18 protein-coding genes are annotated in these 18,895 nt (G+C 68.5%); 12 read left to right on the top strand and 6 right to left on the bottom strand.

All coding sequences use genetic code 11. The features are described 5' to 3' along the window. Window positions 1-68: 68 nt before the first annotated feature. Window positions 69-335: a helix-turn-helix domain-containing protein gene (locus ACPCXD_RS16670; RefSeq protein ID WP_258260571.1), complete on the bottom strand. Its 267-nt coding sequence runs from the start codon at window positions 333-335 to the stop codon at window positions 69-71. 92 nt (window positions 336-427) lie between these two features. On the opposite strand from ACPCXD_RS16670, the gene map reads away from it, so the two are divergent. Continuing rightward, window positions 428-1,207 (top strand): type I methionyl aminopeptidase, encoded by a 780-nt coding sequence (gene map, locus ACPCXD_RS16665; protein ID WP_019287982.1) that lies wholly within the window; start codon window positions 428-430, stop codon window positions 1,205-1,207. A gap of 25 nt (window positions 1,208-1,232) precedes the next feature. On the opposite strand, the gene ACPCXD_RS16660 is transcribed toward map, so the two are convergent. Next, window positions 1,233-2,669 (bottom strand): hypothetical protein, encoded by a 1,437-nt coding sequence (locus tag ACPCXD_RS16660; protein WP_088896621.1) that lies wholly within the window; start codon window positions 2,667-2,669, stop codon window positions 1,233-1,235. A 15-nt stretch (window positions 2,670-2,684) separates the two neighbouring features. Here ACPCXD_RS16660 and ACPCXD_RS16655 point away from each other — a divergent pair, with 15 nt between their 5' ends. The 3 genes from ACPCXD_RS16655 to ACPCXD_RS16645 all read left to right on the top strand — a co-directional run bounded on the left by ACPCXD_RS16655 (window position 2,685) and on the right by ACPCXD_RS16645 (window position 5,031). Further along, a complete protein-coding gene (locus ACPCXD_RS16655) occupies window positions 2,685-3,146 on the top strand; it encodes an FmdB family zinc ribbon protein (RefSeq protein ID WP_423660361.1) in 462 nt (153 codons plus the stop codon). Window positions 3,147-3,202: 56 nt separating this feature from the next. Further along, window positions 3,203-4,456, top strand: coding sequence for a formamidase (gene fmdA / locus ACPCXD_RS16650; RefSeq protein WP_088896622.1), 1,254 nt, complete (start codon window positions 3,203-3,205; stop codon window positions 4,454-4,456). An 86-nt stretch (window positions 4,457-4,542) separates the two neighbouring features. Beyond that, window positions 4,543-5,031: an FBP domain-containing protein gene (locus tag ACPCXD_RS16645; RefSeq protein ID WP_016693916.1), complete on the top strand. Its 489-nt coding sequence runs from the start codon at window positions 4,543-4,545 to the stop codon at window positions 5,029-5,031. A gap of 18 nt (window positions 5,032-5,049) precedes the next feature. On the opposite strand, the gene ACPCXD_RS16640 is transcribed toward ACPCXD_RS16645, so the two are convergent. After that, the gene (locus tag ACPCXD_RS16640; protein WP_160874923.1) at window positions 5,050-5,634 is read right to left on the bottom strand and encodes a helix-turn-helix domain-containing protein; all 585 of its coding nucleotides are present in this window, start codon (window positions 5,632-5,634) and stop codon (window positions 5,050-5,052) included. A 48-nt stretch (window positions 5,635-5,682) separates the two neighbouring features. Here ACPCXD_RS16640 and ACPCXD_RS16635 point away from each other — a divergent pair, with 48 nt between their 5' ends. After that, window positions 5,683-6,537, top strand: coding sequence for a methyltransferase domain-containing protein (locus ACPCXD_RS16635; RefSeq protein ID WP_160874921.1), 855 nt, complete (start codon window positions 5,683-5,685; stop codon window positions 6,535-6,537). Further along, entirely contained in the window at window positions 6,534-7,511 is a 978-nt protein-coding gene (locus ACPCXD_RS16630) for an FAD-dependent oxidoreductase (protein WP_160874919.1), read from the top strand. Before ACPCXD_RS16635 ends, ACPCXD_RS16630 begins: the two co-directional genes overlap by 4 nt. 64 nt (window positions 7,512-7,575) lie before the next feature. On the opposite strand, the gene ACPCXD_RS16625 is transcribed toward ACPCXD_RS16630, so the two are convergent. Continuing rightward, window positions 7,576-9,033 carry a benzaldehyde dehydrogenase gene (locus ACPCXD_RS16625; protein WP_160874917.1) on the bottom strand — a complete coding sequence of 486 codons (1,458 nt, stop codon included), beginning with the start codon at window positions 9,031-9,033 and terminating at the stop codon, window positions 7,576-7,578. Window positions 9,034-9,231: 198 nt separating this feature from the next. Between ACPCXD_RS16625 and ACPCXD_RS16620 the strand changes: the two genes are divergently transcribed. Next, entirely contained in the window at window positions 9,232-10,935 is a 1,704-nt protein-coding gene (locus ACPCXD_RS16620; RefSeq protein WP_160874915.1) for a cation:proton antiporter, read from the top strand. 102 nt (window positions 10,936-11,037) lie between these two features. Next, window positions 11,038-12,060, top strand: coding sequence for an alpha/beta hydrolase (locus tag ACPCXD_RS16615; protein WP_088896626.1), 1,023 nt, complete (start codon window positions 11,038-11,040; stop codon window positions 12,058-12,060). Here the strand turns inward: ACPCXD_RS16615 and ACPCXD_RS16610 are convergent. Together ACPCXD_RS16610 and ACPCXD_RS16605 are read right to left on the bottom strand one after the other, a co-directional pair. After that, window positions 12,050-12,763 (bottom strand): DJ-1/PfpI family protein, encoded by a 714-nt coding sequence (locus ACPCXD_RS16610; protein WP_160874913.1) that lies wholly within the window; start codon window positions 12,761-12,763, stop codon window positions 12,050-12,052. The genes ACPCXD_RS16615 and ACPCXD_RS16610 overlap by 11 nt on opposite strands. Window positions 12,764-12,892: 129 nt before the next feature. Then, entirely contained in the window at window positions 12,893-13,852 is a 960-nt protein-coding gene (locus tag ACPCXD_RS16605) for a ferritin-like domain-containing protein (RefSeq protein WP_202399629.1), read from the bottom strand. A gap of 340 nt (window positions 13,853-14,192) precedes the next feature. Here ACPCXD_RS16605 and ACPCXD_RS16600 point away from each other — a divergent pair, with 340 nt between their 5' ends. The 4 genes from ACPCXD_RS16600 to recC all read left to right on the top strand — a co-directional run bounded on the left by ACPCXD_RS16600 (window position 14,193) and on the right by recC (window position 18,884). Beyond that, a complete protein-coding gene (locus ACPCXD_RS16600) occupies window positions 14,193-14,528 on the top strand; it encodes a hypothetical protein (RefSeq protein WP_160874909.1) in 336 nt (111 codons plus the stop codon). Window positions 14,529-14,594: 66 nt separating this feature from the next. Beyond that, window positions 14,595-15,095 carry a DUF2505 domain-containing protein gene (locus ACPCXD_RS16595; protein ID WP_088896629.1) on the top strand — a complete coding sequence of 167 codons (501 nt, stop codon included), beginning with the start codon at window positions 14,595-14,597 and terminating at the stop codon, window positions 15,093-15,095. Window positions 15,096-15,263: 168 nt separating this feature from the next. After that, complete coding sequence (locus ACPCXD_RS16590) at window positions 15,264-15,461, top strand: hypothetical protein (protein WP_059381543.1); 198 nt, start codon at window positions 15,264-15,266, stop codon at window positions 15,459-15,461. 129 nt (window positions 15,462-15,590) lie between these two features. Continuing rightward, a complete protein-coding gene (gene recC / locus ACPCXD_RS16585) occupies window positions 15,591-18,884 on the top strand; it encodes an exodeoxyribonuclease V subunit gamma (protein ID WP_423660355.1) in 3,294 nt (1,097 codons plus the stop codon). Window positions 18,885-18,895 lie beyond the last annotated feature (11 nt).

Below are 18,895 nucleotides of genomic sequence, written 5' to 3'. Positions count from 1 at the left end.
CTGTCGCGGTGGTGTGCCTCCTGATATCGCTGCCGATGTCTCCCGCTGTTACGTCACGCGGGGCGGGGCTATCCGGTGCGCTGCAGGTCGGTGCAGGGAAGGGTCAGTTCGGCGAGATCGTCGAGGGAGACGGGCAGCACCCGTGCGAGGGCGGCGATCGTTGCGAAGGCCGGCGTCGCCAGTCGTCCGGTCTCGATCTTCCGAAGGGTCTCCGGCGAGATGTCGGCGGCCTGGGCCACCTCGGTGAGCGTCCTGCTGCCTCGGGCTTCGCGCAGCCGTCCGCCCAGGCGTTTGCCGGCGGCCAGCTGTTCCGGGGTCAGGGGGAGTCGCACCATGACCCGCAGTCTAACCGTGTCGGTATGAAAATACCGATCGCCGCGTTAGGGTGGTATTTAAATACCGTCTCGTGATCCTGAGGAGTACGCCCGTGTTGGAACTGAAGACCCCCGGTGAGATCGCGGCGATGGACGTGACCGGCACGTTCATCGCCGAGTTGCTCGACGACCTGACGGGCCGCGCCCGGCCCGGCGTGAACCTGCTCGACCTCGAACAGCGCGCACGGGACATGATCGAGGAACGCGGCGCGGTCTCGTGCTACTGGGATTACGCGCCGTCGTTCGGGAGCGGACCGTTCCGCAACGTCATCTGCCTGTCCGTCAACGACGCAGTGCTGCACGGACTCCCGCACGACTACGTGCTCCGGGACGGCGACCTGCTCAGCATGGACATCGCCGTCTCGATCGACGGCTGGGTCGCCGATTCGGCGCGCAGCATCATCGTCGGCGCGGAGCGTCCCGAGGACCGGCATCTCGTCGAGGCGACCGAGGTGGCGCTGGCCGCGGGTATCGCCGTCGCGCTCCCCGGCAACCGCCTGGGCGACATCTCCGCGGCGATCGGCGCCGTCGCCGCCGAGTACGGCTATCCCGTCAACACCGAATTCGGTGGTCACGGTCTCGGCCGCACCATGCACGAGGATCCGCACGTGGCGAACGCCGGACGCAAGGGCCGCGGACTCGTGCTGCGTCCCGGCCTGACACTCGCCCTCGAGCCGTGGTTCGCGGCGGGGACGGACAAGATCGTCTACGACCCGGACGGCTGGACCATCCGCTCCGCCGACGGCTCGCGTACCGCGCACAGCGAACACACGATCGCGATCACCGAGGGTGAACCGCTGGTGCTGACGAAGCGGGAGCGTGTCACGGAATGATCCGACCCCGTCGCGGATCGGGTGATCAGGTGAGATCGATCCGGTAGATCCCGTCGGATTCGCTGTCCGCGAAGTACAACGACTGCCCGTCGGATGTCGTCGCGAGACCCGTCACTCCGGACCTGCCCGTCTCGAAGACGCGGCGCGGGGTGCCGTCCCACGCGAACTCGAGAATGCGACCGGATGAGTGGTCGGAGACGAACCACGAATCGTCGCCGGCAGCAAGACCGGCCGGGCGGCCGATCACATCCGGAGCGGTGACGTCCTCGCGGGTCGCTTCCCACACATAGGAATACTCGGACAGGGTCTCCATCGGCCGGATCCAGCGGTCGCCCGCTCCCGCGATGGCCTCGTGGTTGCCGCGACGTTCGACCCACGCTGCCACCGTCTCGGGATCGTCGCCGTCGCCGGGGCCGTTCTCGATGTGGCTCCAGTCGATGACGCCGGGTCCCTGTTCACCGTGGCCGGCGGGCGAGTCGTTCCAGTTGTCGACCATCAGCTCGTATCGGCCACTGTCGGGTCGGAAGCGCCGGACGACCCCTGCCCCTGTATCGGAGTAGTACACCCAGCCGTCGTGGAGGAACATGCCGCTGGGCACGCCGTCCACCCGCTCGTACGGTAGATCCACGTATCGCGTTGTCACGGCATCCCCGTGAAAGCCGTTGCCCTCCTGGTGATCGCGGTTGAAATCGACACGCGCCACGTGTCCGGGTCCGCGACATGTGTTCGTGTCGTCGCGCGCCCCACACCCGTCCAGGACGAAGTAGGCATTGGCGTGGTCGTGGGTGATGCCGGTGCTCAGCGGGTTGCCGTGGAGCATGTCGAGATGGCTGCCCTGGCGGGGCCAGACGCAGCGAGCGGTCGAATCCGACCAGTACTCGGCCGGGCATTGATGCCTGGGAACATCGTCCGGCGGATCGTGACTGATGCCCGGCTGGGGCCAGTCGTCGAGATACTGCTTGTTCTGCCCGGCAAGCGCGAACGTCTCTGCGGAGAACAAGGTCGGACCCATGAAATTGTTCCCCTTGAAATGCGAATTCCGTTCGGGGTTGAGGACGAACTCGATATCGCGGACCTCGTTGTTGGAATTGTTCGAGACCGCGAAGAAATCCCCGTCCTCGTCGAATGCGATACCCGACGGGCGAGCGGTGAAATGCTCTCCGTAGCCGTCTCGCAGCTGCCGGGCCGACCCGGGTTCGGCGAGGTCGACCACGGTCAGGGAATCGTTTCCGGAATTGGTCACCCACAGCTCGGACGTTCCCGGACGCACCGTGAGCGAATGCGGGGCATCGAAGATGTCTCCGGCGGCGACGGACTCGACACGGACCGTGTCGGGTTCGTTCGACGACCCGGCGGTGGAGCATCCGGCCGCGAGAAGGAGGGCGGCTGCCGGAATCGCGCCGATCGCGGCGCGGGTGCGGCGGGATCTCGAACAGCCGTCGTCGGATCGAATGGTTCTCACGCGTACCTCCGCCGAATGATGGATCGACGCGTGTTGCCCCGAACCTCGAACCCGGCAATTCTGACATGTGCCGACTTCTGTCGCCGGTTTCCGCCCGCATTCGTTCCCCGCGACGTTCGGTGTCGGCCCGCGAATTGCCGTTCGGTCCGTTATGGTCGGTGCACCGACGGGCGAAAGGCGATGCCGATGCCGCTGTACGAGTTCCGATGTGCCGACTGCGGGCCGTTCGACGTCTCCCTTCCGATGAGCGAGGTCTCCTCGTCGACGCCGTGCCCGCAGTGTGCGCAGCAGGCTCGTCGTTCGCTCACCGCGCCCCGTCTCGGCCGGGGCGGTTCGGTGGCGATGCGTCTGCACGACGCGACGGCGCGGACCGCGTCCGAACCCGACGTCGTCTCGGGCGCCCTGCCGGGAGCGTCGAGGCGTCCGTCGCGGCCGGTGTCCACCGATCCCCGGCACCGATCGTTACCCCGACCCTGACCGACACCGTCCCCGATCGTCACAGTCCCTGATCCGTCACCGCTGCAGGAGGTCCCGTGCCCGACGTCGTGTTCCCCCTCGATTCGACCCGCCGGTTCACCGATCAGGAGAAGATCGGCCACAACCGGTGGCACCCCGACATCCCGCCCGTCGCGACGCTGAAACCGGGGGATTCCTTCCGCGTGCACTGCCGCGAATGGTTCGACGGCGAGATCCACAACGACGATTCCGCCGACGACATCCGCAATGCCCCGCTGCACATCGTGCACGCGTTGTCGGGACCGTTCGCGGTGGAAGGGGCGAAGCCCGGCGACCTGCTGATCGTCGACATCCTCGACATCGGCCCGATCCCGCAGGAGGACTCGGGTCCGCTCGCCGGACAGGGCTGGGGTTACACCGGCATCTTCGCGAAGACGAACGGCGGGGGATTCCTCACCGACCAGTTCCCCGACGCCTACAAGGCGATCTGGGACTTCTCCGGGCAGAAGGCGACGAGCCGCCACGTGCCCCACGTGTCGTTCACCGGCATCGTGCATCCCGGCCTGATGGGGACGGCGCCGTCGCACGAACTGCTGTCGACGTGGAACACCCGGGAAGCCGCGCTGATCGCGACGGATCCCGACCGTGAACCGGCGCTGGCGCTGCCGCCCGAGCCGAACGGCGCGATTCTCGGCAGCCTGTCGGGCGCCGATTTCGACCGGGTCGCGGCCGAAGCGGCACGCACCGCTCCGCCGCGGGAGAACGGCGGCAACCAGGACATCAAGAACCTCACGAAGGGAAGCCGGATCTTCTATCCGGTCTTCGTCGACGGTGCGAATCTCTCGGTCGGCGACCTGCACTTCTCCCAGGGTGACGGCGAGATCACCTTCTGCGGCGCCATCGAGATGGGCGGGTTCATCGACCTGCGCGTCGACCTGATCCCCGGAGGTATGGAGACCTACGGGGTGAGCGAGAACGCCATCTTCATGCCGGGCAACACCGACCCGCAGTACTCCGAGTGGCTCGCGTTCTCCGGCACGTCCGTGACACTCGACGGCGAGCAGCGGTATCTGGATTCGCAATTGGCGTACCAGCGGGCGTGTCTGCACGCCATCGACTACCTGACGAAATTCGGCTACAGCCCCGAGCAGGCGTATCTCCTGCTCGGGGCTGCACCCATCGAGGGGCGCTTGTCGGGTGTCGTGGACATCCCGAATTCGTGTGCCACGGTGTACCTTCCGACGGCGATCTTCGACTTCCCGGTCGCGCCCACCGCATCCGGTCCGGTGACGATCGATCCGGGTATCGGCGCGCCGCGTTCGCCGGCGTGAGCGCCGCGAAAATCGTTTGTCCGGTGTGAGCGGGGCGCGTACCGTCCTCGGGTCGGTACATACGCGAACGAAAGGTGGTTCCGGCCATGGACCCGCTCACCGAACGGGACATTCGAACATCCTTCGTCAACTGCTCCAAGGGTGATGCGAAGCGGCTTCCGGTGCCGCGCGATCTCGACGACCGGCCGTGGGACGAACTCGACTTCCTCGGCTGGACCGACCCGTCGTTCCCCGGACGCGGCTACATCGTCGTCCCTCGCGACGGCGAACTCGTCGGTGTCGCCATGCGGTTCGAACAGCAGGGCTCGGGCAAGACGCAGATGTGCACCATCTGCCTCACCACCCACACCCGGGGTGGCATCGCGCTGATGACGGCGAACAAGGTCGGCGATGCGGGTCGAGCGGGCAACGCGGTCGGAACGTACATGTGCATCGACCTGCAGTGTTCGCTGTACGCACGCGGCAAGAAGAAGCCCGCACTGGGAAGCCGGTACCGCGAGGATCTCGAGCCGGAGGAGAAGGCCGAACGCGTCCGCGAGAATCTCCGGGCGTTCGTCGACCGCCTGTACGCCTGATCGATGAACCCGGCGGCTTCAGCGCGATCCGGGGTTGCGCAGGTGCGCACGCTCCCCGTTGTGATCGAGGATCGTGAGGATCTCCACCGGCCCGTCGTGCGCGCTGATCGCGTGCGGTGTCATCGTCGAGAACTCGGCGGCGTTGCCCTCCTGGATGAGGATCGTCCGCTCGCCGAGCTGGAGCCGGGCCGTGCCGGTCAGGACGGTGAACCATTCGTGCCCCGGGTGCACCGGGAGCGTGTCGGCCGGCACCGGCTCCTGCTTCGTGATCCGCATCTTGGCGATGGTGACGCCGCCCAGTGATCGTTCCCGCGACAACAGCCAGGTCGTGTACCCGGGGGTGTCGCACGGCTGGGGTCTGATCACTACGTCCTGGTCCTCGCCGGATTCGACGAGCTGGTCGATCGTGGTGTCGAGTGCCCGCGCGATGGGGACGAGCTGGTCGAGCGCGATCCTGCGACGACCCGTCTCGATGCGGCTCAGGTTCGACGGGCTGATGTGGCACCGGGCTGCGAGAGCGTCGAGGGTCCACCCCTGCGCGAGCCGCAGGCTGCGGATGCGCTGGCGGATGAGTTGGTCCAGATCGGACGATTCTTGCTCCATAGGCAAGAGTGTATGCCGAAACTGGATGACGCGTTCTAGCGTGGAGTCATGCACCACCACGCCCATCACGGACGCCACGCCGTACACGACCACGCGCGCGACGAGTCGATGGCCGAGGTCCTCGACCTCGACGCCGCGATGCACCGGCCTTATTTCGAGTCGTTGCTCGACCGGGTCGCCGGACAGCTCGACCGGGCGCCTCGCACCATCGTCGACATCGGCGCGGGGACGGGCACGGGAACACTCGCCCTGGCCCGCCGGTTCCCCGACGCGCAACTCGTCGCCCTCGACCGATCCGCCGGGATGCTCGAACGGATCCGGAACACCGCCGAGCACACCGGGTTCGGCGATCGGATCCGGACCGTCGAAGCGGATCTCGATGCAGGACTTCCGGCCGTCGGTGCGATCGACCTCGCCTGGGCGGCACTGTCCCTGCACCACATCGAGGATCCGGACGCGACGCTCCGGCAACTCGCCGAGGCGATGACACCTGGTGGGACGGTGGTCGTCACCGAGATGGAGTCGCAACCACGATTCCTGCCCGACGACATCGGTATCGGTACGCCGGGACTCGAAACGAGATGCCACGAGGCCGCAGCGTCCCGAGGGTGGAACAGGTGGCCCGACTGGAGCGACAACCTGCGTCGCGCCGGATTCGGGATGGTCGAGATGCGCCGCGACGAACTCGGAGTCGACGTCGACGACACTGCACGCCGATACGCCCACGCGGTGCTGAGCCGGATGCGCACCGGCCTCGACAATGCCGTGTCCGACGAGGATCTCGACACGCTCGATCGGCTCGTCGGCGACGGCCCCGAGTCGGTGCTGCACCGGGCAGATCTGGTGGTGCGTGGATCCCGAACCGTGTGGATCGCACAGGCAATCAAGGAGGAGAACCGATGAACACCCAGGAGAATCCCACGCAGGACGGTTACGACGTCGTCGTGATCGGCGGCGGCTCGGCCGGACTGAGTGCCGCCACCGCGCTGGCACGCTCGCGCCGCTCGGTGCTCGTCGTCGACGCCGGTGAACCGCGCAACGCCCCTGCCTCGGCCGCGCACAATGTGCTCGGGCACGAAGGCATCGCGCCGACCGAACTGCTGGCTCTCGGTCGGAAGGAGGCCGCCGGATACGGCGCCGAGATCCTGTCCGCACGAGCAGAATCCGCTCGTCGCAGCGACACGGGATTCGAGATCGGTCTCTCCGGCGGCACCACTGTGCAGGCACGTCGGCTGATCCTCGCGACGGGCCTGGTCGACGAGCTGCCCGACCTGCCCGGAGTCCGCGAACTGTGGGGCAAGTCTGTCCTGCACTGCCCCTACTGCCACGGCTGGGAGGTCCGGGACCGGCGCATCGGCGTGATCTCCTCGGGGCCGATGAGCGTGCACCAGACCCTGTTGTTCCGTCAGCTCAGTGACGATGTCACCTTCTTCACCCACTCGGCGCCCGCCCTGGAGAGCGAGGCCCGCGACCAGCTCGAGGCGCGCGACGTGCGGATCGTCGAGGGCGCCGTCACAGAACTGCGAGCGGACGGCGACGAGGTCCGTGCCGTGGTGCTCGAGGACGGCACCGAGGTCGATGTCGACGCCGTGGTGGTCGCACCGCGTTTCGTCGCCCGTGCCGACCTCTACGAGCAGCTCGGCGGAACGGTCACCGACCATCCCGTGGGCACCCTCATCGAGACCGACCCGACGGGGAAGACCGCGCTGCCCGGTGTGTGGGCGGCGGGCAACTCCGCCGACCTCTCCGCGGTGGTCGTGGTCGCTGCGGGGACCGGCGTGATGACAGGGGCGGCCGTGAACGCCGACCTCATCGCGGAGGAAACGGCTGCGGCGGTGGAGGAACGAGCCGCCCGCGGACTCACCTTCGCCGAATAGCCTTGTCAGGCATACGAGAACGGCCGGGCGAGCACATGCTCGCCCGGCCGATTCGCGATCTGCGTCAGAACGGGTAGGGCGCGATGTCGGGACGTACCGTGACCCACTGGGTCTCGGTGAACGCCTCGATGTTCGCGGCCGGACCGCCGAAGCGGGAACCGGTACCGGATGCCCCGACCCCACCGAAGGGAGCGTTGGCCTCGTCGGCAACGGTCATCTCGTTGATGTGGATCTTGCCCGAGTGGATCCTGTCGGCGATCTTCATCGCCTGCCCCACATCGCCGACGATGCTCACCGACAGGCCGTACTCGGACGCATTGGCCAGTTCGACGGCCTCGTCCGCGTCGGAGAACTTCAGCACCGGTGCGACGGGACCGAAGATCTCCTGGCCCCAGGCGGGCATCTCGGTGGTCAGATCGGTCAGGACGGTGGGCCGGTAGAACAACCCCTCGTGCGTGCCGCCGGCAGCGAGAGTGCCACCCGCGGCCACGGTGTCCTGCACGATCGTGTCGATGTTCGCCAGCTGACGCTCGTCGATGATCGGGCCCAGGTGCACCGGGCCGCCCGCGGGATCGCCCACGACGAGCGCATCCGCCTTCGCGGCGAGGGCACGCACGTAGTCGTCGTAGACGGATTCGTGCACCAGATGCCGGCCGGTGGTCATGCAGATCTGGCCCTGGTGGAAGAACGATCCCATCGCTCCGACACCGGCAGCGAGGTCGACGTCGGCGCCGGGGAGCACGATCATCGCGTTGTTGCCACCGAGTTCGAGGTGGGTGCGCTTGAGCTGCTCCGCGCCGGCCTTGCCGACGTGGCGTCCGGCGGCGGTGGATCCGGTGAACGAGACCACCCGCACCTCGGGAGCGTCGACGGTCGCGGCGCCGACGTCACCGCCACCGGGCAGCACCTGCAGCACACCGGCGGGAAGCCCGGCCTCCTCGAAGATCCGGGCCACCGCGACACCGCCGATGACGCTGGTCCGCGGATCCGGCTTGAGCAGCACCGCATTGCCGAGAGCGAGGGCCGGGGCGACCGAGCGCATCGCGAGCAGCAACGGGAAGTTGAACGGGGCGATCACCGAGACGACGCCGGCGGGCAGGCGGCGCGCGATGGACCAGTGACCGTTGTCCGACGGCAGGTACTCACCGTGCGGGTGGGTGGGCAGCGCCGACGCCTCGAAGCACTCGGTGGCGGAACCGAACACCTCCATCGCGGCCTTGTCCGGGATGGACCCGGCCTCCCGGAGACCCCAGCCGATGAGTTCGTCGGCGTGCTCGCGGAACTTCTCGCCGGCGCGGCGGAGGATCTCCGCACGCTCGGACGGTGCGGTGGCGGCCCAGGACTTCTGCGCGGTGGCAGCAGCGCGGGCGGCGGCGTAGACGTCGTCCGGGTCGGCCAGACCGATCTCGGCGATCTGTTCCCCGGTCGAGGGGTTGGTGACCTTCGTGGTGCCGCCGTTGCCGGGGCGCCAGCCGTCGAGATGGATCTTTCCCGTCCACAGGGCTTCGTCGAGCAAGGCCATAGGGTTCTCCTCAGCATGGTCGTCGCCGTCCCGCGCGCGCGTGGGACACCGATGTGTCCCACGAGTCTGGGAGCGATGACGACCCGGAGGATCGACCTTCTCATTGAACGAGAAAGCCCGAGATATACGCCCGACCGCGACGAACCCCACTCGAGCCGGTCCACGGTCGACGGGTCGTGAGCGAGCACAATGATCCGAATGGATCTGGTTCTCATGGCAGTGGTCGGCATCGCCGGCATCGTGAGCGTCGCGGCGTTCTCGCAACGCCTCGGAGTAGCGGCGCCGCTCGGTCTGGTGGTGGTCGGGGCGGTGCTCAGCTTCGTCCCGGGTGTCCCCGATGTGGAGATCGAGCCGGAACTGGTTCTCACCGTCATCCTTCCGCCCCTGTTGTACTCGGCCGCGCTGAGCATGCCGGCCCAGGACTTCCGCCGGAACTTCAAGGCCATCAGCGGACTCGCGGTACTCCTCGTCGTCGTGACCACGGCGGGTGCGGGAGTGCTGTTCCACCTGCTCATCCCGGATCTCGGATGGGCCGCGTGCTTCGCGCTGGGCGCCGTCGTCAGCCCCACCGATGCCGTCGCGGCCACCTCCGTGGGCCGCCGGCTCGGTCTGCCGTCACGCCTGCTCACCGTGCTCGAGGGCGAAGGTCTCGTCAACGACGCGTCGGCGCTGGTCCTGCTGCGCTCGGCGATCGCCGCGATGGCAGGAGCGGTCTCGCTGTGGCAGGTCGCCGGGGACTTCTTCTACTCGGTCGTGGTCGCCACGGTCATCGGCATCGTCGTCGGGCTCGTCAACGTCCGCATCCGAGGTCTGTTCCAGGACGCGGTGTTCAACACCGCCGCGTCGTTCATCCTGCCGTTCGTCGCCTTCGTACCCGCGGAGGAACTCGGAGCCTCCGGCGTGCTGGCAGTGGTCGTCGCCGGGGTCGTCACGGGACATCTCGGCCCGAAATACCTGCGCGCCGCGGACCGCGTCGCGGAGGAGGTCAACTGGCGGACCGTCGCCTTCCTGCTCGAATCGGCGATCTTCCTGCTCATGGGTCTGAGCCTCGAACATCTCCTCGACGAGGTCGACGAGGCGAGACTGTCGACCACGGAGGGGCTGCTCATCGGACTCGTCGCCAGCGCGTTCGTCATCGCGGTGCGTATGTTCTTCGTCGTCCCGCTCGTCGCCGTCCTCAAACGGGACGAGCGGAAAGCGGCGGAAGCGCTCCCGGTGCTCGAACAGCGCCGCGAAAGGATCGCGCAGCGCTTCGCCGACGCCGACGTTCCCTCCCGCCGGAGGGCATACATCGGACGACGGTTCGACCGTGCCACTGCCGACGCGGACTTCCTCGTCACGGAGAAACTGGGATGGCGCGGCGGGGTGGTGCTCGCATGGTCCGGGATGCGCGGGGCCATCACACTGGCAGCGGCCCAGTCGCTCCCCAGCGACACACCCTTCCGCGCCGAACTGATCCTCATCGCCTTCGTCGTCGCCATGACCACACTGCTGCTGCAGGGTCTGACACTGCCGGCGGTGATCCGGCTCGTGAAGATCCCGGCCGACGACCAGGAACGCCTCCGGACCGAATACGGCACGCTGCTCGCCGAGCTGGCCGACGCGGGGGAGAAGGAGCTCACCGGGTCGTCGTCCGGAGTCGATCCGCAGACCGTGGAGCGGGTCCGGGCGGACAGCCTGATCGGCGTGCGGGACGAACGCGGCGCGTCGTCGCCGGATCCCGACCACGACGAACGGCGCGAGCAGTACATCCGGCTGCGGTTGCTCACCATCGCGGCCGAACGTGGGGCCCTGCTCGAGGCCCGGGCGCGCGGTACCTACAGTTCGCAGACACTCGGTGCGGCCCAGCGCCGCCTCGACCTCGAGGAGACCCGATTGCAGGCGCTGAGCGAACAGCCCTGACGGTCGACCCCGCGCCCGAGAACCCGCATCCCGCCGCACTGTTTGACATGATCGTTCGGTCCGGATCCACCCGGGCGCATCGTGACCGGGCAGGAGTGACAGGTGTCGGAGGGCAGTACGGACAGAGCGCCGCGTCGGCGTGTCGGTCGATGGATCCTGATCGTCTTCGTCGTGGTGCTCGTCGTCGTGGCGGCGGCGTTCGTCCTCACCCCCGTGCCGGGATCACTGGTGGTGCGGAAGGTGTTCGAACGCGACGCGCGGGAGCAGACCGCAAAGCTCGCGGTGGGCGCTCCGGAGACGGACTTCGTCGCCGACCTCCACTATCGGGAGGACGACCCGGACGCCTACCTCGACGTGTACACACCGCCGGGGACCACCGAGGCGCTACCGACGATCGTGTGGACGCACGGCGGCGCATGGTTGTCGGGTAATCGCACCAACTACGCGGGCTACTACAGGCGTCTCGCGGCCGCCGGATTCACCGTGGTGTCGGTCGGCTACTCGCTCGCACCGGGCCATCGCTATCCGACCCCGGTGCGGCAACTCGTCGATGCACAGCGCTACCTGCTCGAGCACGCCGACGAACTGCACATCGACACCGAGCGGATCGTGCTCGCCGGGGACTCGGCCGGGGCGCAACTGTCCGCGCAGATCGCCGCGGCGGTCACCGACCCCGACTACGCCGCGACCCTCGGTGTCGACCCGGCGTTCACACCGGAGAACGTTCGGGGTGTCGTGCTCAACTGCGGCATCTACGACGTGTCCGCGATCGGTGGGAGCGGCGGGCTGATCGGATGGGGCGTCGAGCAGGCGATGTGGGCCTACACCGGCGCCCGGGAGTTCGCCACTTCGGATGCGGCGGGCCAGATGTCGGTGTTGAACTCGGTCACCGAGAACTTCCCGGCCACCTACATTTCCGGTGGCAACGCCGATCCGCTCACCGCCACCCAGTCCGAGAGGCTCGCGCAGCGACTCACCGGACTGGGTGTGCAGGTGGATGCGTTGTTCTATCCGGACGATCACACACCGGAACTGGCACACGAGTACCAGTTCGATCTGTCCACGCCGGATGCGCGTGCCGCGCTCGAGCGGACGATCGATTTCGTCCGCAAGGTCACGACGTAGCACGCGCGGGGATCTCGGCGACGACGCGTTCGGCGAGCGGCCGCGAGGAGGCCGGGTTCTGGCCCGTGTACAGGACGCGGTCGACCACCACGTGCGGCTCCCAGGCGTCCGCGGACGAGAAGACCGCGCCCGCCTCCTGGAGACGGTCCTGCAGCAACCAGGGTGCCTTGTCGGCCAGTCCCGCCTGGACCTCCTCGACGTTCGTGAACGCCGTCAGGCTGTAACCCTCGAACAGCCAGCGGCCGCCGGACTCGTGGGCGGGGAGCAGGGCCGCCGGGGCGTGGCACACCATCGCGACCACCTTGTCGGCCTCGACGAAGTGCCGCACGAGTTCACCGAACCGCTCGTCGACGGCGAGATCCTCCATCGGACCGTGACCACCGGGCACGAACAGCAGGTCGAAGTCCTCGGCCCGCTGGTCCTCGAGCACCGCCGCACCGGAGAGCACCGGCTGCAACTTCTCGAGCGACGACTTCAACTCGGCCACGCGGTCCTCACCGCCTGCGGCGTCGGGTTCGAGGCTGGCCTGGTCCACGACGGGCGTGCGGCCGCCCGGAGTGGCAACGATGATGTCGTAACCGGCCTCGTCGAAGACGGTGTACGGCTCGACGAGTTCCTCCGCCCAGAAGCCCGTGGGATGGCGGGTGCCGTCCTGCAACGTCCAATGATCGGCGGAGCTGACGACGAACAGGATGCGGGTCATGGTGTGTCCTTTCGAATGAACGTAGAGGTCGCGTACCCGCTGCGAGCGGGACCGACACGGGGGGTGACGACGATCGCCGGGCCCACGAGGGACCCGGCGATCGTGTGATGTGACTGGGGGTGCGGCGGATCAGACGCCGACCACCTCCTGCGCGATAGCGGCCAGACGGGCCTGGGCCGCGGAGATCACGCCATGTCGTGCCTTGTGCGCTTCCTCGTAGGCGACGATCGCCCGGATATCCGCGGGTTCGGTCAGTTCCTTGACCGCCGCCACGGCCTTCGGGACGGTGAGATCGTCGTAGTTCCGGATCGGCAGCTCCTCCTCGGTGAGGACACCCGAGGCGCTGCGTGCCTTGTGCAGAGCGTCGGCGGTGCCGTCTGCACCTTCACGACGGCTCACGCGTTCGGCCGTCTCGAGAGCCGCATCGCGCGAGGCACCGATGGTCTTGGCTGCGACGTCACCGGCGTGCGCGCCGCGCGAGAGCAGCGACTCGATGCGGGGACGCGTCGAGCGGGCGACGTCGATCGCTCGATCGATGCTGCGCGCCGACCAGGTGACCGGCGTGTTGACCAGGCGCACCGCTGCGCCGGCCGCGGCCTGCAGGGGAGTGCGACGCAGAGCGGCAGGACCGCCGAGCGCCTCCTCCGCGATGACGGTGGTCAGCCACTCGACCGTCGCCGTGTGGGCTGTGATCAGACGGTCCGCCAGCGACACGATCGACTTGTGTCCGCCCGCGGTGGCCAGTGCCTTCACGTAGCGGGCACGGTCGAGGAGCTGATGTTCGAGGGCGAGGTCGGACAGCAGTGCTTCGTCGAACGGCTGCGCCTGCTCGGTGAGGGTCTTCACCATGATGGCGGCGCGGCCGATGAACGGCCCGACCACATCGGGAAGTCCGCCCAGATCGCGGATCGCCTCTTCGATCGCCACCGCACGGATGCGGCAGTTCTCGGCGTTCTCGGTCAGCTCCTTGCGTACCGCTTCGGTTCGGGCCTGCGCGACACGCGTTTCGGCGACCTGGGTCTCTGCATGGGTCAGTTCGTGGAGAGTGCGCAACTGGGTGAGCAACGCGGGAGTTCGATTCTCGGTCATCGTGCGTTCGCCTCCTTCGCACTGGAAGAGTCGGTGATCTACCGACGAATTCACATCCATCGAGAAATGACGTGACAACTGTCGGCTACCCGACCCCCGGAACTGCTAACGTCTATGTGATCCATAACACACCCCCTGGTCGGGTTCGTTGCTGCAGTGACCACTCGGCGCACGCGAGTCACACGGGTCTCGGTTTGAGCCGGTTACTCGCGGGGAAACTTCGGAGCACACCTTGACGTGAGAGATCGAGGCCGGGACGAGACGCGGTCCGCCTGACTCCTCAGGTGATCGGCGACCGTGAGACGGCCGCAAGCAGCACAAGGAAAGCGGGGACGACACGATGACCACGGCAGCACCCGTCATGCCCACGGACGTGATCACCGCTCCGGCGACGGTTGCTCCGTCGCAGTCGGCCGACACTCCGGCGCAGACGATCGACGCGCGGTCCGTCGAGGCCCCGCCGTCGGCCGCCGTGGCGCCGAGGGAGGTGGACCCTCCGGTGACGGAGGAGATGCCGGCTCTGCTCGAGCACCCGATCGCGGGCATGCTGATGTTCGTCGTCCTCGCCGTCTGCGGATTCGCAGCCGCCGCGGTGGTCGCAGGATCCGTGGCGGCCGGGCTCGCTCTGGCGGGTGTCGTCGGAGGAGCGGCGGCGACTCTCGTCGCTGTTCTCTGACGTGGCAGAACGACACCGGTAGGCCCGTTTCGTCCAGATCCGAGCGGGAGGATATCGTCTCCGGTCATGTCCAAGGAATTCGTTTTCACGTCCACGCTCGACCACAGCGTCGAACGCGTCCACGGCGCTTTGACCAGCGAGGACTTCTGGAACAGCCGACTGGCTGCGAGTCAGACCGGCGTGGGGCAGCTCGAGGTCGGCTCCGGCCCCGGAACCTTCCGCGCGAAGGTCTCCGACCAGATCGACACCTCTGCTCTGCCCGCGGTCGTCCGGGGCGTGGTGCGAGGACCTCTGATCATCGAGCGCACCGACGAATGGGGCGGACTCGAGGGCGGTACGGCGCAGGGAACCCTCGCCGGCAGCACGTCGGGACTGCCGATCACGATCGCGGCCCGTTCGGAGCTTCGTGGCAACGCGGCCGGCGGTACCGAGATCGAGGTGCGTGGCGAAGCCACCGTCAAGGTCCCCGTCGTCGGCGGACAGATCGAGGGTCTGATCGTCCAGCTCGTCGAGAACATCGTCCAGAACGATCGGACCGACATCGACAAGTGGCTCACCGAGAACTGACTCGCGGGGTCGCCTGACCGGTCGGCTCCTGTTCGAGCGGCCGTCGCCTGTTCCGATGCCGCCGTGCCTCTTCCGAGGTGCGGCGGCATCGTCGTTCCCGCCGGATCCGTCGGCGACACACCGGGGCAGGTCGTTGAAGAGGGGTGTGACCCGGGCCACCATCGGATCATGTCGATGCCGTGGGACGAGGACGGCGGCTACGCGTGGGAACGCCGCGAGGCCGGATACACCTGGGAGCAGATCGGCAGCGAACTCGGTTGCCCTGCCCATGTCGCACAGAATCTGGGGGAGCGCTACCACGCGGATGTCACCGCCGAGATGACGAGGAACCAGCTGTCGCTGTTCGACATCTCGACGGAGACCTGACCGTTCCGGGCAGGTCCTGCCTGCCGACCCTCCGCCGCATGCACCCGCGACCTGCGGCGCAGTCGCCTGTCCGGGCGGTGTGATAAGCCGTACCGGACGGGAACGAGCGACGACGAGGGAGAGCGACGCGTGCTGATACTGCACCGTGCCGAGCGCACCGGCATCCTGGCGGATGCGCTGGCCGAGGTGCTCGCGAAACCCCTCGACGATCCGTTCGCGCGGGAGGTCGTCGCGGTGCCCGCGCGCGGTGTCGAAAGATGGCTCACCCAGCGGTTGTCGGGCCGGCTCGGTTCGTCCGCCGGCGACGGGGTGGCCGCCAACATCGACTTCCCGTCCCCGTCGCGCCTCGTCGACGAAGCGCTCGCCGCAGCCTCCGGCATCACCGCCGACGACGATCCGTGGCATCCCTCCCGCATGTTGTGGTCGCTGCTCGGGGTGATCGACGAGTGCGTCGGCGAACCGTGGTGCGCCACCCTCGCGCGGCACCTCGGTCATGGCGCCGACGACCACCGGGCCGGGCGCCGGTACGCCACCGCAGCGCATCTCGCCGGCCTGCTCCGCAGTTACGGACTCCAGCGCCCCGGGATGATCGCCCAGTGGGCGGCGGGGCACGACACCGACGGCACGGGTGCGCCCCTCGACGACCACCTGCGATGGCAGGCCGAGCTGTGGCGACGGCTGCGCGCCCGCATCGGGGTCGACAGTCCGTCGCAGCGACTCGACGAACTGTGCGGCCGGCTGCGCAACGACCCCGACGTCGTCGACCTGCCCGAACGACTCTCGATCTTCGGTCCGACCCGCCTCGACACCGTCCTCGTCGAGGTGCTGTCCGCGCTCGGGCACCACCGCGACGTGCACATCTGGCTTCCGCATCCGAGCCCGGTGATGTGGGACGGACTGACCCGGCGCCCGGCGTCGATGCGTCGCGCCGACGACCACAGCGCTCTCGGGGTGCAGCACCCGTTGCTCGCCGCGCTCGGCCGCGACGTGCGCGAACTCCAGAGCCGGCTCTCCGGCCTCGACTGCACCGACGTTCCGCACCCCTCACCCCGGCCGCCGGCGACGCTCCTCGGCCGGTTGCAGGCCGATCTCCGCGACGATCGCGCCCCCGAACCCGGATCGGCAGAGCCCGACGGGACCGTGATGATCCATGCCTGCCACGGACCCACCCGGCAGGTCGAGGTGCTCCGCGAGTGCCTGCTGCATCTGTTCCGCGACGACCCCACTCTCGAGCCACGCGACGTCATCGTCATGTGCCCCGACGTCGAGACGTACGCGCCGCTCGTCCACGCCGCCTTCGGTGCCGGGGTCGGCGAGCATCCCGGCCACACGCTGCGGGTCCGTCTCGCCGATCGCGGCCTGCGCCGCACCGATCCGATCCTCGCGGTGGTGTCCGAACTGCTCGCGCTCGCCGACGGCCGGGTCACCGCCAGCGAGGTCCTCGATCTCGCCGCCTCCGCCCCGGTGCGCCGTAAGTTCGGATTCGACGACGACGAACTCGAACGCCTGCAGGAGTGGACCACCGAGACCGGTGCCCGCTGGGGTCTCGGCCCGTGGCAGCGCAAGAGCTTCGGTCTCGGCGACTTCATGCAGAACACCTTCGGTGCGGCACTCGACCGCATCCTGCTCGGTGTCGCCGCCGACGGCGCGGACGGGGAGTGGCTGTCGCTGTCGCTGCCTCTCGACGACGTCGACAGCAACGACATCGACCTCGCCGGGCGGTTCGCCGAGTTCATCGACCGGCTGACGGTGGTGCTGCTCCGGCTGCGCGGCCCGCACCCGGCGGGGCGGTGGTCGGACGAACTCGGTTACGGCATCGACCTGCTCACCGACGTTCCCACCGCCGACGCATGGCAGCTCACCCGCGCGCGGCGCGAGATCGGCGACGCCGTCGAGCACGCCGGCGACACGCAGTTGTCCCTGAGCGACGTCCGGTCCATGCTCTCCTCCCGGCTCGCGGGGCGTCCGTCGCGTTCGAACTTCCGGACCGGCGAACTGACCGTGTGCACGATGGTGCCGATGCGCTCGGTGCCCCATCGCGTGGTGGTTCTCCTCGGTCTCGACGACGACGTCTTCCCCCGCACGGCCCACATCGACGGCGACGACGTCCTGACCCAGAATCCCTGTGTCGGAGAGCGTGATCCGCGCAGCGAGGACCGGCAGTTGCTCCTCGACGCGCTGATGGCCGCGGAGGAGCGTGTGCTGTTGTTCCATACCGGCGCCGACGCCGTCACCGGAGCGCTGCGCCCACCGGCGATTCCGCTCACCGAGGTGCGCGACGTGGTGGCGGCGATGACGGGCGTCGACGTCGACGACGAGCGCATCGTTCGGCGACATCCCTTGCAGCCCTTCGATCCGCGCAACTTCCGGGCCGACGACCCGTTCGGGTTCGGTGTCACCGCACTCGCGGGAGCCCGTGCAGGGCAAGGAGGTTCGGTGGCACGCGACCGATCGGGTGCGCTTCTCGTCGACGACCTTCCGGCCCCGGCGCGCACCGACGTCGATCTCGACGAACTCGTCTCCTTCCTGACACATCCGACGCAGGGCTTCCTCCGGCAGCGGCTCGGTCTGCGGATCCCCGACACCGACGAGGGCATCGCCGACGCACTCGACGTCGAGCTCGACGGTCTCGCCCAGTGGCAGTTGGGCGACCGCATGCTCGAAGCGCGGTTGGCGGGCATGTCCGCGGGTGCCTTCCAGGACGCGGAGTGGCGTCGCGGCACGCTCCCGCCGTTCGCGCTCGGCCGCAGGACCCTCGACGCGGTGAGCGACAACGTCGAGCGCCTCGTGCACGCCTGTGCCGGTGTGCACACCGGGCAGGCCCGCACCGTCGACATCCGCGTCGATCTCGGCGACGGTCGTCGGCTCACCGGCACCGTCGGAGGTGTACACGGCGAGGTGCTGGCCCGCAGCACGTATTCCAAGCTGTCCCCGAAACACCGGCTGGAAGCATGGATCCGGTTGCTCGCCGTCGTCGCCTCGGGGCATCCCGGGCAGTGGCGTGCGGTGACCACGGGACGCAGCCGTTCGCGCTCGTATCCGGCGTGGCGCTCGACCCTGCTGGCTCCCGCCGATCCCGTCGCGCTGCTCGCCGCACTCGTCGATCTGCGCGATCGTGGACTGTGCCGGCCGCTGCCGCTCGTGACGGGCGCGTCGGCCGAGTACGCCGATCGCCGCCACCGCGGTGATTCCGTGGAGATGGCACTGTCGGCCGCCGGGAAGGCGTTCGGTGGCGCGTTCGGCGACGGCAAGGACCGTCACGTGCAGTATCTGTACGGGCCCGACGTGACGCTCGGGCAGCTCACCGCCGACGCACCGGACGGTGTCGAGGCCGGCTGGTTCGACGACCCCACCCGTTTCGGTGTGCTCGCCCGACGGTTGTGGGAACCCCTGCTCGCCTCCGAGAACCAGGGACGCCCGTGAGAGAAGGACGC

The organism is Rhodococcus sp. AB351 (assembly GCF_049538275.1).
GTDB lineage: Bacteria > Actinomycetota > Actinomycetes > Mycobacteriales > Mycobacteriaceae > Rhodococcus.
Note: the sequence above shows the minus strand (reverse complement) of the source record. Positions and strands in the feature narration are given on the sequence as shown.

Bases quoted from the DNA above. Each gene is read 5' to 3' on its own strand.
- ACPCXD_RS16670 (WP_258260571.1), bottom strand. From the start codon at position 335: ATGGTGCGACTCCCCCTGACCCCGGAACAGCTGGCCGCCGGCAAACGC.
- ACPCXD_RS16655 (WP_423660361.1), top strand. From the start codon at position 2,685: ATGATGGATCGACGCGTGTTGCCCCGAACCTCGAACCCGGCAATTCTG.
- ACPCXD_RS16645 (WP_016693916.1), top strand. From the start codon at position 4,543: ATGGACCCGCTCACCGAACGGGACATTCGAACATCCTTCGTCAACTGC.
- ACPCXD_RS16640 (WP_160874923.1), bottom strand. From the start codon at position 5,634: ATGGAGCAAGAATCGTCCGATCTGGACCAACTCATCCGCCAGCGCATC.
- ACPCXD_RS16635 (WP_160874921.1), top strand. From the start codon at position 5,683: ATGCACCACCACGCCCATCACGGACGCCACGCCGTACACGACCACGCG.
- ACPCXD_RS16630 (WP_160874919.1), top strand. From the start codon at position 6,534: ATGAACACCCAGGAGAATCCCACGCAGGACGGTTACGACGTCGTCGTG.
- ACPCXD_RS16625 (WP_160874917.1), bottom strand. From the start codon at position 9,033: ATGGCCTTGCTCGACGAAGCCCTGTGGACGGGAAAGATCCATCTCGAC.
- ACPCXD_RS16620 (WP_160874915.1), top strand. From the start codon at position 9,232: ATGGATCTGGTTCTCATGGCAGTGGTCGGCATCGCCGGCATCGTGAGC.
- ACPCXD_RS16610 (WP_160874913.1), bottom strand. From the start codon at position 12,763: ATGACCCGCATCCTGTTCGTCGTCAGCTCCGCCGATCATTGGACGTTG.
- ACPCXD_RS16605 (WP_202399629.1), bottom strand. From the start codon at position 13,852: ATGACCGAGAATCGAACTCCCGCGTTGCTCACCCAGTTGCGCACTCTC.
- ACPCXD_RS16600 (WP_160874909.1), top strand. From the start codon at position 14,193: ATGACCACGGCAGCACCCGTCATGCCCACGGACGTGATCACCGCTCCG.
- ACPCXD_RS16595 (WP_088896629.1), top strand. From the start codon at position 14,595: ATGTCCAAGGAATTCGTTTTCACGTCCACGCTCGACCACAGCGTCGAA.
- ACPCXD_RS16590 (WP_059381543.1), top strand. From the start codon at position 15,264: ATGTCGATGCCGTGGGACGAGGACGGCGGCTACGCGTGGGAACGCCGC.